The sequence below is a fragment of the Embleya sp. NBC_00896 genome, assembly GCF_045207785.1.
GTDB lineage: Bacteria > Actinomycetota > Actinomycetes > Streptomycetales > Streptomycetaceae > Embleya.
Window position 1 is genome coordinate 2,360,495 of sequence record NZ_CP108777.1, and the last position, 13,195, is coordinate 2,373,689.

A 13,195-nucleotide genomic window follows, 5' to 3' on the forward strand; every position below is an offset into this window, starting at 1 on the left:
CGCCCGGGAGTCGGAGCGCTGGACGGCGACGGCCGGGCCGGGACCTACCGCAGCCGGTCCCTACCGCTTGCGGGGTTGGCTGAAGCGGAGCATGTTGCCGGCCGGGTCGCGGAAGGCGCAGTCGCGGACGCCGTACGGCTGGTCGATCGGCTCCTGCAACACGTCCCCGCCGGCGGCCCGGATGCGTTCGAAGGTGGCGTCGCAGTCGTCGGTGGAGAAGATCACGCCGCGCAGCATGCCCTTGGCCAGCAGTTCCGCCATCGCCTCCTTGTCGGCCGGCGAGGCGTTGGGGTCGGCGAGCGGCGGTTCGAGGACGATCTCCACGTCCGGCTGCGCGGGGGAGCCGACGGTCACCCAGCGCATCCCCTCGAACGCGACATCGTTGCGTACCTCCAGGCCGAGGACGTCGCGATAGAAGGGGAGCGCCTTGTCATGGTCGTCGACTGCGATGAAGCACTGTGCGAGCTTGATGTCCATGTCCTCGACGCTACGAGGTGGCGGCGGGTTTCGCTTCTCCGTTCCTGACCGGTCGCGTGAGGATCTTGGCGACGCACGCCGGGATCGCGGCGTCGGCCCCGTGGCTGCGGGCCCGGTAGGCGCTGGGGCTCTCGCCGACCAGCTCGGAGAAGCGCGAGCTGAACGACCCCAGCGAGGTGCATCCGACCGCGAAGCAGACGTCCGTCACGCTCATGTCGCCCCGCCGCAGCAGCGCCTTCGCCCGCTCGATACGGCGGGTCATCAGATAGCTGTAGGGCGTCTCCCCGAAGGCGGCGCGGAAGCTGCGGGAGAAGTGCCCGGGCGACATGAGGGCGACGTTCGCCAACGCCGCGACATCCAGCGGCTGAGCGTAGTCGCGGTCCATCATGTCCCGAGCGCGGCGCAGGCGTACCAGGTCCTCCAGGATCATGTGCACCAGCATGGCACGCCACCGCCGGCCCGCGTCCACGACCAGCGCTTCCGGACCGTCGGCCGCACCACGATCTCGCTGATCAGGGGCCTTGCGGTGGGCCCGACGGATCGTGGCACGCGATCTTGATCCGCTGGGCGGAGCCAGGCTGATTCGGCCGAAACCGAGATTCGACCGCGCCGGCGATGATCCTTCGGGTACAGGCGATGTTCCGGCGCCAACGAGGGCCGTCACCGGTTTCGTCCCAGAGCGCGGCGAGTTCGGAGTCCTCGGCCAAGACCCGGTCGAGCGCGTCGATCGTGAGTGTGCGCAGGTCGAAGGGGAGTGCGGGGATGGGCTCTTGGGGGCCGTGGGAGGCGTCGATCGGCACGCCGGAGGGACATTGGGCCGCGATCAGTGCGGCGGCGGCGACGGCTTCCGTCCCTTCGAAGGCATTAAGGTAGCCGCGGGTGGCGATCGTGGTGGTGAGCGCGCCGCGGATGATGCTCTCGCGATCCGTTTCGGCGGCTTCGTCCAAGGTGTTGGCGAAGTCGGCGCCCATGTCGTTGTCGAAGGGGCCGATATCCCAGGTGCCCATGCTGTTCCCCTCGTGTCGCTCTTTCGCGGATGTTCGCATCGGCGACCGACACATGGTTCATGAGGCCGGCAGGACTCACGTACTCGCAAGAGGGCGCGCGACTGCGCGTCCGAGGCCGAGTGTCGTCCAGGCGCTGCCGAGGCCGCGGCTGCGCAGGGCGCGCATCAGGCTCCAAGTGCCCGATCGGTGAGCTCGGCGATCGCCTCCGGGGACGCGGCATTCGGTGGTTCACCCGGTGAATGCAGGTGTGTCGGGTGTGCGGACCGGGCTTGGGGAGCCGGTCCGCACACCCGACCGGTGTCACGTGTGAGGTGCTATGTGACCGGGCGGGTCGCCAGGTCGAGGATGTGGAGGGCGGAGTTGGCGGGCGGTGACCGAGTGCAGTTCCCTGGCCGGGTCGACGGGGACGGTGTTGACGTAGAGGCGGTAGTTCAGGCCGAAGTTGGCGGGTCCGGTCGGGGTGACCCGGTGGTCGGTGGTGACGGCGATCCGGGCGCCGTTCGCGGTGGGCTGGTCCGTGAGCCAGTTGGTCAGGAAGAGGTTCGCGGTGGTCGAGGTGCCGTCGGCGTACCGGATGGTCACCGCGCCGGTGACCCCGCCTGCCGAGGCGCCGAGGAAGCCGATCTCGCGGGCGTGCCCGCTCAGTGCGATCACGCCGCCCCCGCCCGCCACGTTGTCGCGCTCGCCGGGACCGTACCGCGGCATGGTGAAGGCCAGTCCGTCCACCGTGATCCGGGCGCCGGGGGCGGCCCTCGCGGCATTGAGGGCGTCCGCGGAGTAGCTGTTGCCGTCGGCGAAGGAGCCGTCCGAGGGATCGCTGTCGCGGGCGATCATGGTGCGTGGATTCGCCGTGGTCGGTCCGGACGCCGCGGCGGCGGCGGTGTGCCGTCGTCGTCGGCGCACCCGGGAGTACAGCCCGCCACGGGCCGGTTCCCCCGGGTCCGGGACGCGGCACACCGGACACGGTCCGGCGTGCCGGGGGCGCGCCAGTTCGAATCCGTTACTTCGGCTCCTCGACGTTCCCCGCATACCGCATCGTGCAGGCCCAGTCGGCCGCTCGCGAGTACCACCTGGGCCGCTACGTCACCGAACAGCCCAGCTACTCGATCCTGCAGCGCGGTATCGAAAGCCACGTGCTGCCCGTGACCGAGCAGTACCGGCTCGGTGTACTGGTGTGGAGCCCGTTGGCTTCGGGCTGGCTGTCGGGCGCGATCCGTGCGGGCCGGGACGTCACCACCAGCCGCTCCACGTTCCTGCCGCAACGCTTCGACACCGACATCCCCTCCAACCGGGCCAAGCTCGATGCCGTCGAGCAGTTGGCCAAGGTCGCCGACGAGGCCGGCCTGACCATGATCCAGCTCGCGCTCGGATTCGTGACCGCGCATCCCGCCGTGACCAGCGCGCTCATCGGTCCCCGCACACTGGACCACCTGCACTCGCAGCTCGCCGCCGCTGACACCGTGCTCTCCGCCGACGTGCTCGACGCGATCGACGCGATCGTCGCTCCCGGCACCGACCTGGCCGCGCACGAGAAGAACGACACCCCGCCCGCGCTGCTCGACCCGGCGTTGCGCCGCCGCTGACCGCCGGGGCCGCCGCCGCCCACCTGATGTCGCCCGTCGCCCCGCGTCGGGGACCGGCGCCGCGCCTGCGGCCGGGCCCGCAAGGCGCGGGGCGTTGGGGACGGTGTCGATCAGCCCGGCGGCGGGGCCTCGTCCGGGTCCGCGCCGCGCACGATCGCCACGGCCGCCCCGCCGGCCGCGAACCCGTACTCGGGCGGCGCGAGGCCCGCGAACTGCTATACGGCCGGCCTCACATCCGGGCCCGGCCTGCCGCCGCGGCCCCTTTCCGGCGTATTGCGGGTGTCACCCCTTTCCGGGGGTTCGTCGTGGTCGCCGTTCCGTAGGGTGTCGGGGAGCATCGATAGCGTGCCGCGTGCACCCTCCGCGCCGAAGCCGAAAGGCAGTTGCCCGTCGATGACGACGACTGGTTGACGGTCAACGTCTGGTCGCCCGAGCCGGGCCCGGGCGTAGGGCTGCCGGTGATGGTGTGGATCCAAGGCGGCGCCTACACGATCGGCATGTCCAGTCTTCCCGAGTACGACGGCGGTCCCCTGGCGCGTGACGGCGGCAACCTCCGGGACGGGGTGGGACGACGGCCGCCACAACGACCCGCGCCGGGCATCGTGGGCCCAGCGACATCATGCCCGTCACCCTGCTCCGCGGCAGCCGCCTGGAGAAGCGGACCGAAGCCCAGGCCGTGTCGGTGCCGGGTTTCCTACGCGAGTGGGAGTGAACCCCGCCCAAGGACTGCGGCCACTCGACGACCAATGCCCCATCCGCGCGAAGCGGATGGGGCATTGGGTTGTCCGGGCCGTCACACTGCGACCTTGTAAGGTCCACCGGACCGTCCACCGGGCACGCGTACTCCAACGGACCGACGCGTGGAAAACGGTGCTCCAGCTTCCGCGCCGGCATCCAAGGGACCATCTCCCAGGCAGCGGAGCCTTCGGCATACGCCGCAGCCGCTACCACTGCCTGGCCAAGACCAGCCTCGGACGCCTACTCACCGGCGCCGCGCTCAACCTCGTCCGCATCGACGCCTGGCTCACCGAGACACCGCGCGCCCGCGCCCGTGGCCGCACGCCGCGCTTGGTTGCATTCCGGCCCGCGGATGAGATCCGATGGGCCGGACAACCCCACCCGAATTCGCCAATAGCATCAGTGGCAACTCGGCGCGGCGAAGCCGACAGGACTCGATCGACGCTGTGCGCTCACGGCGGCGCTGTTGCGCCCGGGACTACGAGGCGACGGTTGCGCGGCTCCGCGTGACGGTCGGACGCGACGTCAGCAGGGGATCACAAGATCGATGGTGACCGGCCGCGCCGGCCACTGGTAGGAGTCCACGCTGAAGCTGCCGTGGATGGTCGAACCGCATGCGACGGTGCCGCCCACGCCGGAGACCTTGATCGTCGCGTTCTGGAAGACCGAATTCTGGTTCACCGCACCGAGCGAGACACCGGCCACGTTGCCGGACAGGTGCATGATCAGCGGCTTCGGCTGCGGCAGCGGACCGCCCGGCGAAGGGGGCCCCGCCAGGCCGACCTGGCCGAAGAGTTGGACGTTCTCGCCGGTGACCTCGGCACAGACCTTGGTCGAGAGGCCGGACTGGAGACCGTAGGTACCGCAGGTCACGGTGCTGGGAGCAGGATCGGCGATCGCGACCGGCGCGGCGGCGACGATGCTCAATCCGGCGACGCCTAAGGCTGCCGCGGTCAACATGCGCTTCATGGGGAATCCTCCGATGTCGTGACGCCCGGGTTCGGGCGTACAGCTGGTGAGGTGTGACATTTCACATCTCACATGACACATCCTTGCACGGCGGTGAGCCGCTCAGTGACCTTTCGGGGCGGGCATCAACGTGATTTGCGTTACACGGAGTCTTCGGTCATGACTTTGCGTCATGCGTGGTGCTTCCGTGGCGGGGGCGGGAGGTCCTGGGTGCGACACCGGGGAGCGGGTCGGGGAGTCACTCCTCCGAACGGGAGGATCGATCGGAAGCGGGACGAGCCGGTCGCCCCCGCCAAGCCGCCCACGGCCACGCGGCCGAACCGGCGGACGGCAGGAAGCTGACGGCGGTGCGCGCTGGGGATGCCGAAGGGGTTGCCACCGTGCTCCACCCTCGGCGCCGCCGAAGCCGAACAGGTACTGCGCCGCTTCACCCGCGGCGGCCCCAAACGCCCCGCCCGCCAGGCGCTGGAAGAACTCGGCCGCGTCGTCCGCACCGTCTTCGTCGGCGTCGGTGATGTCGATGACGACGCTGGTCCATTCCGGGGCGGGTTCCTCCGGGGCGCGCCCAAACTGGTACTCGGCGTCGCGCAGCAGCTCCTCGGTGACCCGTACGCCGGTCAGCCGCTCGGCGAGGCCGGATTCGTCGTCGTCGAGGTCGAACCCGACCTCCACCACCACCATGCGGACCAGGTCATCGGGGTGCTGCCGGAGCGGGCCGTGGGCCCCTCGAATGTGGTCCCCGGCACCGTCCTTGGTAGGGAGGCGGCATCCTCGGACGCTCGGGCCGGCCGCGTCACCCCCGTTGGTGGTGGGTGAGCAGTTGAGTGAGCAGGCGGGTCAAGGTCTGCCTGTCCTCGGCCGAAAGCGGTCCGAGTAGGTCGTCCTGCACCCTGTCGAGTGCTCGGTCCAGGCGTCGCAGCTGGCGATGACCCGCGTTGGTGAAGGTCACGATGTTGCGCCTTCGGTCATCCGGGTCCGGCGTCCGCTCGACGAAGCCCTGCTCGGCCAGTTCGTTGATCGCCGCCACGACGTCGCTGCGGTCCATGTTGCATCGGCGACCGAGTTCGGCCTGGCTGGCCGCCCCGAACTCGTCCAGCGCGGCCAGGATCCGGTAGTGGTACCCGCGCGCGCCCACCTCGCCGAATCCGTCGGACGCCAGCCGGTGGGCGTGCACTGCCAACTGGGTGAGCAGCCAACTCGGCTTCACGCTCAGGCATGCGGGGGTCTCTTCCACGACGGCCATACATCGTTGGCGCGGCCAATGAGTCTGTGTATACGGCGACCGTGGTGGTAACCCGTCCATCTGCCCGCATCGCGCCTCGTGGTGACACGACGCGCCGCACCGCGTGTGCGGGCTTCGGTGCGTGCGGAGTCGGCGTGCGCAGAGTCCAAGTGGGCTGGACCTTGGCAAGTCGAGTGCAATGTGAAATTGTACAGTCGTGTTCAAGAGACCTGCCACGGATGCCGTCGTGGTCGGAGCCGCGCGCGCCTACTACGCGGCCCTGGCGGGCCCGGCCATGAGTAGCGAGCCCAAGGGCGGCGTGGCCGTCGCAGGGCATCCGGAACGGGTGCGTGCATCGCAAAAGCCGGTACGTCCGGTTGCTCGCCCCCGGGTCGATCTCGTCGTATTCGCCACACGCGATGGCCATCCGCCCAGGTTCGATCGTTCGCAGTGCGGCATCGGGACCTCGCGTGCATGGCGCAACCGCACGCGCGCGGCGACCTGCCGCTCGGCCGCGACTTCCGCGATCTCCGCGACCTCACGACCCTCACTGGTCGACCAGTCGACCAGTCGACCGGTCGACCAGTCGACCGGTCGCGCAGACGAGCGTCGCCGGCCGCCCCGCTGTGGTCCCCAGCGTGACCGGGCGAGCCTGGATCACCGGCACCGCCCAGTACTTCCTCGACCCCACCGACCCGATCCCCGGAGGCATCCTGTGGCGACAGTCACCGCCCACAAACCCACCGATCCCGTCGATCCCGTCGATCCCGTCGATCCCGTCGATCCCGTCGATCCCGTCGATCCCGTCGATCCCGTGCTCGCCGTGCCCGCTTTCGGGGCGGCCGAAACGGTTCGGGCCGTCGAGCGCGCCCCCGCCCGGCGCCCGGACCGGACCGGGCTCGACTTCGTCACCACGACCCGCACAGTGAGCCCGCTGCCCTCGGAGGCTTCCCGATGACCAACGACCCGGCGGTCGTCGAGACCGTCGATTACCACTCGGCCGGCGAACCCTTCAGGATCGTGCGAACGGGTCTGCCGATCATCGCGGGCGACACGGTCGCCGAGCGTCGCGCGATCGCCATCGGCGCGGGCGGCAACGCCACCGCCCCGCGCCGCAGCCCACTCGACGACATCCGACTCCTGCTCACCCGCGAACCGCGCGGTCACGCCGGGATGTACGGGGGCTTCGTCGTTCCCCCGGACGACGACGAAGCACACCTCGGCGTGCTCTTCTGGCACAAGGACGGCTACTCCACGGCGTGCGGACACGGCACGATCGCGCTCGGCGCCTGGGCCGTGGAATCAGGGCTCGTCGCCGCGCCCGACGACGGCATCGCCCGGGTGCGGATCGACGTACCCTCGGGCCGCGTCACCGCCCTCGTGCGCCGCCGGGCCGGTCGCACCGTCGACGTGACCTTTCGCAACGTCCCGACCCGGATCGCCGCGCGGAAGATCCCCGTGACCACCTCGCGCGGCACCGTGTACGTCGACCTCGCCTACTCCGGGGCCTACTACGCCTCGGTCGACGCGACCACGCTCGGGTTGACCGTCACCGCGGGCCTGCTGCCCGAACTGACCGCGACGGGACGGGAGATCCGCGCCGCTCTCGCCGACGAGCCCGCGACCCGACACCCGGACAGCCCGATGCTCTCCGGCGTCTACGGTGTGATCCTGCACGAGGACCTTGCGCCGACGGCGAGCGGGCCCAACCAGCGCAACGTCACCGTCTTCGCCGACGGCCAGATCGACCGCTCCCCGTGCGGCTCGGGGACGTCGGCCCGGCTCGCCCTGTTGGCCGACAGCGGTCGGATCGGGCCGAACGACGCACTGCGACACGAATCGATCACGGGCACGGTCTTCACCGGCCGACTCGCCGGCTTCCATCCCGAGGGCGTGATCACCGAGGTCACCGGAACGGCCCACCGGACCGGTGAGCATCGCTTCCTGTTGCACGCCGACGACACGCTGGGGACGGGATTCCTGCTGTGACGACAGTCGACCCGATGTCGGCCCAACCGCGGTCCGCTCGCGTCGCGTTGCCGCCGACGGCGGCCGCCGACGCGATCGAGCGGGTGCTGCTGGACGGGCTCGATCCAGAGACCGTCCCGGCGCGCTCGATCGTGCCGGTCCCCGCCGGCGACCTGCTGCTGATGCCCGCGGCCCTGTCCGAGTACGTCGGCGTCAAGATCGCCGGGGTGGCACCCGCCAACCCGGCGATCGGCCTGCCGCGGATCACCGGTACGTACCTGTTGCTGGACGGGCCCACGCTGCGACCGCTCGCGTGGCTCGACGGCGTGGCGCTCACCTCGTTGCGGACCCCGGCCGTCACGGCGGTCGCGGTGCGTCGTCTGGCCGTGCGCGACGCCGCGCACCTGGTGCTCTTCGGCACGGGACCACAGGCGTACGGGCACCTGGACGCGCTGCTCGCCGTGCGTCCACTGACCCGGCTCACCGTGGTCGCTCGGCGGCCCGAACCGGCCGAGGCCCTTGCGGGATACGCCCGTTCGCTCGGCCTCACGGCGACCCTCGGCACCCCGGACGCCGTGGCGGACGCGGACATCGTGGTCTGTTGTACGACGGCCAGGACCCCGCTCTTCGACGGTGGTCTGATCCGCGACCATGCCACCGTGGTCGCGGTCGGCTCGCACGAACCGACCGCCCGCGAGGTCGACTCCGCTCTCGTGCGCCGCTCCGCCGTCTACGTCGAGGCGCGCACGGCCGCCCATCGCGAGGCGGGGGACCTGCTGATCCCGCTCGCCGAGGGTGCGTTCGCCGAGCGAGCGGCGCAGAGCAATCTCGCCGAACTGGTGCGCGGGAAGGCGACCGTCCCCATGGACCGACCCCGGTTGTTCAAGAGCGTCGGCATGGCCTGGGAGGACTTGGCCGTGGCGGTCGCGGCGTACCGGCACGACCTGGATCCGGCGGCACCGGAACCCCATCGGGAGACCGTCTCCGAGGCGGCCGCCGCAATCGGGTATGCCGTCGAAGCAGACCTGGTGCGTGATGCCGACTGACGGCACCTGGCGCCGATCGCGGGCTGACACGCGGGCGGGCGCCCGACCCGCTTGACGAACTCGTCGACTTGCCGGCCGAACTCGGCTGGGGCTCGCCTCTCGGTGGTTGTGCGCAGGAGCATCCGCGTGATTCGGCTACCGGTCGCGTCTGCGCGAACCTGCGTACGGCGTACGGGAGTTGGCTATGCGCCGGTAACTCCGTATCGGTACCCGCGGGGCCGGTCAGGAGCGTCCGGTGACCGGAATCTGCCCCCTCGGTTCTGCCTACACTGGCCGCACCGTCACCGGGTGCTGGTACGCCTCCCGACGGTCGCATTCCGAACGGCGGCGTCCAGCCCCCGACTCGAAGGGCTCAGCGTGTCGCAAGACCGTAAGAAGCAACGCGGCAAGAGAATCCCGATATCCGTCGCGATCGCGGCGGCCCTCGCCCTGGCGGCGAGCACGATGTCCGCCGGCACGGCCCAGGCGGCCCCAGCCGACATCACCGTCGATCTCACCACCGTCAAACGCGCCGTGCCGGCCGACACGTTCAGCGCGGACGTCACCGGATACGGCTACCACTCCTACATCACCAACGACCCGCAGGTGCGCGCGATGCTCGCCGGGCGATACGGCTCGCTGCGGATGGGGTTGAAGTACGCGGTTCCGGGCGACACCACCTCGGCGATCGTGGCCAACGGCGACGGCGCGGACACGACGGTGTCGGGTGACGCGTGGGTCAAGGCCATCAAGGACGTGGGCTCCGAACCGGTGGTCATCGTGCCGGTGGACGCCCGCGAGGCGGCCGCCATGGTGCGCCACTTCAACACCGGGCCGGCCGCGAACCGCGTCGGTCGCTGGATCGTGGGCAACGAGCCCAACACCAAGCCCGGTACCGGGGACGCCGGCGTCTACGCGGCCGCGTTCAACTCGGCCTACGACGCGATGAAGGCGGTCGACCCGACCATCACCGTCGGCGGCCCCGCGATGTCGGACCCGAACTGGGACTACCTGCGCCCGTTCCTGGTGGCGAGCGGTTCACGGGTGGACTTCGTCGACTTCCACAAGTACGGCGCGGGCGAGCGTGCCGCCTGCGACAACGCCCTGCTCGCGGCCACGCCGCAGTGGGGCGCCGACGTCGAGACGGTCCGTGCGATGATCCGCGAGATCGTCCCGGCCCGTGCGGACCGGATCGGCATCCAGGTCGGCGAGACCAACTCCGACTGGGGTATTCACCCCAACCCGGCCGGCTGCGACAACATCGGCACCGAGCCCGTCCAGTACCGCAACGCCGCCATCTGGTGGTCCGCGAGCGTGTTCGGCCACCTCGCGAACGCGGGTGCGCGCGGCTACGCCTTCGGGGACAAGAACGGAGCACTGAGCCTGCTCTACGACAAGGCGAACGCCGACCGTGATCCCACCTTGCGGAACGGTGCCGGTTTGAACGAACGCATGCCCCTCTACCAGGGGTTGGGGTTCTTCACCGGTCAGGAGGGCACCGCGCTGTCCCACTTCGGGACGAGCCTGGTCCAGTCGTCGACGACCCTGCCCGGTGTCGAGGTGTTCGCGTCGGCGAACCCCAACGTGGTGATCCTGATCAACAAGGGCACCACGGCGTACAACGCGGTCGTGTCCGTCAAGGGCAACGTCACCAATGTCGACGGCCACCGCAAGGACGGCTCGACCATCAGCTACGCCAAGCCCGTCCCACTGGCCCGGCAACAGGTGGTCAACGGTCAGGTGTCCGTGACCCTGCCCGGCCCGTCGGTCACCCAACTCGTCCTGTCCTGATCGCCGGTCGCTGAACAGACGTGCCGTCCCGCGCCGTTCGGCCGAGTGGCGCGGGACGGCACGCGGGCACGCCCCAGGGGAGCAGCCGCTCGTCTTGTCACGGGCAACCCTTCGTGTCACGTCAAGCAACGCCACAACAGCACCGCCCCCGCGGTGAAGCAGCCCACCGTGGGGGCGGTGTCCCGGCGCGATGCCGGGCGGCCTCGGCTCAACCACCCTTCTCGGCGGCGCGCCGCCGAATCTCCTCGGGTGGCACGTCCTCCACGTGCGTGGCGACGTTCCAGCGGTGCCCGAAGGGGTCCTCGAAACAGCCGCTGCGGTCACCGTAGAACTGGTCGGCGAGCGGCTGCACCACCGTCGCGCCGGCCGCCACGGCCCGGTTGTACGTGGCGTCGACGTCGTCCACATACAGGTGCATGGTCACCGGCGTGCCGCCGACGGATTTCGGGGCGAGGGCGCTCATCTCGGGGTACTCGTCCGAGATCATGATCAGCGCGTTGCCGATGGTGAACTCGGCGTGGCCGATCTTGCCCTCGGGCCCGCCCATGCGCATGCGTTCGGTGGCGCCGAAGATCTCCGTGTAGAAGGCGATCGCCGCTCCCGCGCCGTCGACACACAGGTACGGAGTGAGCTGCGGATATCCGTCCGGAATGGGCTTTACGGATTCGACATTCGCCATGACGGTCTCTCCTGAAGGGTGTGCGATTCCCCCGGAAGGATGTGCGATGCCCCCGGTCCCAGCCTGGCACGCCCGCATCCGGTCTGCCGCCCGAAGCCACGGGCGGCCCGCGACCCGCCGGCCGAGGAAAAAGCGGGGGCGGCGCTGGGCGCTCCGGCCTATCCGTTCGAGTCGGGGCCCGGCCGTCCGACGAACCAGTTCCGAGCCAGTTCGGCCACCGCGTCGAGAGTGCCGGGTTCCTCGAACAGGTGGCCGGCCCCGGGGACGACCTCGAGGCGGTTCTCGCAGCGAAGGAAGGTACGCGCCCGGTTGTTGAGCTCCAGCACCACGTGGTCGTTCCCGCCCACGATGAGCAATGTCCGAGCCGTGACCGCAGGCAGACGTGGTTCCGCGAGGTCGGGCCTGCCGCCCCGGGAGACGACCGCCCCCACCTCGTCACCGAGTTCGGCCGCCGCCCACAGGGCGGCAGCGGCGCCGGTGCTCGCCCCGAAGTAGTCGATCGCCAACGCTCGCGTTTCGGGCCGCTCCCGGAGCCCGCGCGTGACGTCGATCAGGCGCTGGGCCAATAGTTCGATGTCGAAGACGTTCGCCTGGGCGTGTTCCTCACTCTCGGTGAGGAGATCGAACAGCAACGTCCCCAGGCCGGCCCGGTTCAGCGTGCCGGCCACGAAGCGGTTGCGCGGGCTGTGTCGGCTGCTGCCGCTGCCATGGGCGAAGACGACGATCCGGCCGGCTCCTTCGGGCACGATCAGGTGCCCGCGAAGCCGCATGGTTCCGACCGGTAGCTCGATGTCCCTGTTCGTGGGCACGGATCCCGCGCTCCGCGTCGACCCGTCACCCGCCCCCGGCGACGGCTCCGACTCCCGGGCGACAGCCCGGTCCAGGCACGAGACGACCTCCTCGTCGGTGGTCTGGGAGAAGTCCGCGTAGAACTGTCCCACCGCCATGAAACCCACCGGCTTGTTCAGGCAGATCACCTCGTCGGCGTCCGGGTCCGGTTGCTCCCCCCAGCCGGCCGGCGCCACCGGTACGGCGAGCACCACGCGCGCCGCGCCGCGGTTTCGGACGGTTCGACACGCAGCGCGGGCGGTGGATCCGGTCGCGATGCCGTCGTCGACGACCACGACGGTTCGGCCGCCGATTTCCAATGGTGGCCGGTCGCCCCGGTAGCGGCGGGCACGGTCTTCCAACACCTCCCGTTCCCGCTGTTCGATCTCTCGCAATTCGGCCTGGGAGACGCCCGAGGCCCGGACGACGTGGTCGTTGAGGACGAGGACACCCTCTTCGGCGACGGCGCCCATCCCCAGTTCCGGTTGGAAGGGCACGCCCAGTTTCCGCACCAGGCACACGTCCAGTGGCGCTCGGAGCGCGTCCGCCACCTCGGCGGCGACCGGCAACCCTCCCCGGGGCAGTCCGAGGACGACCACGTCCTCGCCCGCCAGGGGCGCCAACCGCTCGGCCAATTTTCGTCCCGCGTCGACACGATCGGTGAAGAGCACGACTTCTTCTCCTTCCGGCCGCTCGGGGCACCTGCCGGGCCCGATACGGGCGGGTGACGGTGTTCGGCCGCCGCGTGAACCGGCTCCCATCGGTGTGATGGCCCGGTCCTGGACGGATGCGCGGCGAAAGACCGGCTGCCGATCCGTCTCCCTTGCTCCTTCGATTCTGCGATGTTTACGGCCCGAGCGCCCGCCGTGCTTGCCACGTACGGCTTGTTCGCCTCGGCGTCGGGACTA

Annotated in this window: 12 protein-coding genes and 5 pseudogenes; 8 read left to right on the forward strand and 9 right to left on the reverse strand. The window is 70.5% G+C overall.

Annotated elements, in window-relative coordinates:
• Positions 1 to 60: 60 nt before the first annotated feature.
• From OG928_RS43865 to OG928_RS43880, 4 genes are all read right to left on the reverse strand, one after another.
• Complete coding sequence (locus OG928_RS43865; protein WP_331767617.1) at positions 61 to 477, reverse strand: VOC family protein; 417 nt, start codon at positions 475 to 477, stop codon at positions 61 to 63.
• A 10-nt stretch (positions 478 to 487) separates the two neighbouring features.
• Complete coding sequence (locus OG928_RS43870; protein WP_331768324.1) at positions 488 to 907, reverse strand: helix-turn-helix transcriptional regulator; 420 nt, start codon at positions 905 to 907, stop codon at positions 488 to 490.
• 82 nt (positions 908 to 989) lie between these two features.
• Entirely contained in the window at positions 990 to 1,484 is a 495-nt protein-coding gene (locus tag OG928_RS43875; RefSeq protein ID WP_331767618.1) for a DUF4259 domain-containing protein, read from the reverse strand.
• Positions 1,485 to 1,784: 300 nt separating this feature from the next.
• Entirely contained in the window at positions 1,785 to 2,318 is a 534-nt protein-coding gene (locus OG928_RS43880; RefSeq protein WP_331767619.1) for a hypothetical protein, read from the reverse strand.
• A gap of 158 nt (positions 2,319 to 2,476) precedes the next feature.
• On the opposite strand from OG928_RS43880, the pseudogene OG928_RS43885 reads away from it, so the two are divergent.
• Positions 2,477 to 3,067 (forward strand): annotated as a pseudogene (locus tag OG928_RS43885) (aldo/keto reductase); the annotation flags it as partial.
• A gap of 398 nt (positions 3,068 to 3,465) precedes the next feature.
• Positions 3,466 to 3,612: pseudogene (locus OG928_RS43890) on the forward strand (carboxylesterase family protein); the annotation flags it as partial.
• Positions 3,613 to 4,330: 718 nt separating this feature from the next.
• On the opposite strand, the gene OG928_RS43895 reads toward OG928_RS43890, so the two are convergent.
• A complete protein-coding gene (locus OG928_RS43895) occupies positions 4,331 to 4,774 on the reverse strand; it encodes a hypothetical protein (protein ID WP_331767620.1) in 444 nt (147 codons plus the stop codon).
• A 360-nt stretch (positions 4,775 to 5,134) separates the two neighbouring features.
• Here OG928_RS43895 and OG928_RS43900 point away from each other — a divergent pair.
• Positions 5,135 to 5,224 (forward strand): annotated as a pseudogene (locus tag OG928_RS43900) (hypothetical protein); the annotation flags it as partial.
• A gap of 156 nt (positions 5,225 to 5,380) precedes the next feature.
• Here OG928_RS43900 and OG928_RS43905 read toward each other — a convergent pair.
• Positions 5,381 to 5,455 (reverse strand): annotated as a pseudogene (locus tag OG928_RS43905) (hypothetical protein); the annotation flags it as partial.
• Between the two features lie 112 nt (positions 5,456 to 5,567).
• Entirely contained in the window at positions 5,568 to 6,017 is a 450-nt protein-coding gene (locus tag OG928_RS43910) for a MarR family winged helix-turn-helix transcriptional regulator (protein ID WP_406291827.1), read from the reverse strand.
• Between the two features lie 344 nt (positions 6,018 to 6,361).
• Between OG928_RS43910 and OG928_RS43915 the strand changes: the two are divergent.
• The 5 genes and pseudogenes from OG928_RS43915 to OG928_RS43935 all read left to right on the forward strand — a co-directional run.
• Positions 6,362 to 6,712 (forward strand): annotated as a pseudogene (locus OG928_RS43915) (proline racemase family protein); the annotation flags it as partial.
• Positions 6,712 to 6,954: a hypothetical protein gene (locus tag OG928_RS43920; protein ID WP_331768360.1), complete on the forward strand. Its 243-nt coding sequence runs from the start codon at positions 6,712 to 6,714 to the stop codon at positions 6,952 to 6,954. The pseudogene OG928_RS43915 and the gene OG928_RS43920, both read left to right, overlap by 1 nt.
• Positions 6,951 to 7,985, forward strand: coding sequence for a proline racemase family protein (locus OG928_RS43925; protein WP_331767621.1), 1,035 nt, complete (start codon positions 6,951 to 6,953; stop codon positions 7,983 to 7,985). Before OG928_RS43920 ends, OG928_RS43925 begins: the two co-directional genes overlap by 4 nt.
• A gap of 14 nt (positions 7,986 to 7,999) precedes the next feature.
• Positions 8,000 to 9,010 (forward strand): ornithine cyclodeaminase family protein, encoded by a 1,011-nt coding sequence (locus OG928_RS43930; RefSeq protein ID WP_331768326.1) that lies wholly within the window; start codon positions 8,000 to 8,002, stop codon positions 9,008 to 9,010.
• A gap of 357 nt (positions 9,011 to 9,367) precedes the next feature.
• Positions 9,368 to 10,780, forward strand: coding sequence for a GH39 family glycosyl hydrolase (locus OG928_RS43935; RefSeq protein ID WP_331767622.1), 1,413 nt, complete (start codon positions 9,368 to 9,370; stop codon positions 10,778 to 10,780).
• Between the two features lie 208 nt (positions 10,781 to 10,988).
• Here OG928_RS43935 and OG928_RS43940 read toward each other — a convergent pair whose 3' ends face one another.
• Together OG928_RS43940 and OG928_RS43945 are read right to left on the reverse strand one after the other, a co-directional pair.
• Positions 10,989 to 11,459: a VOC family protein gene (locus tag OG928_RS43940; RefSeq protein WP_331767623.1), complete on the reverse strand. Its 471-nt coding sequence runs from the start codon at positions 11,457 to 11,459 to the stop codon at positions 10,989 to 10,991.
• Between the two features lie 158 nt (positions 11,460 to 11,617).
• Positions 11,618 to 12,958, reverse strand: a complete 1,341-nt coding sequence (locus OG928_RS43945; protein ID WP_331767624.1) for a phosphoribosyltransferase — start codon at positions 12,956 to 12,958, stop codon at positions 11,618 to 11,620.
• Positions 12,959 to 13,195: the final 237 nt, after the last annotated feature.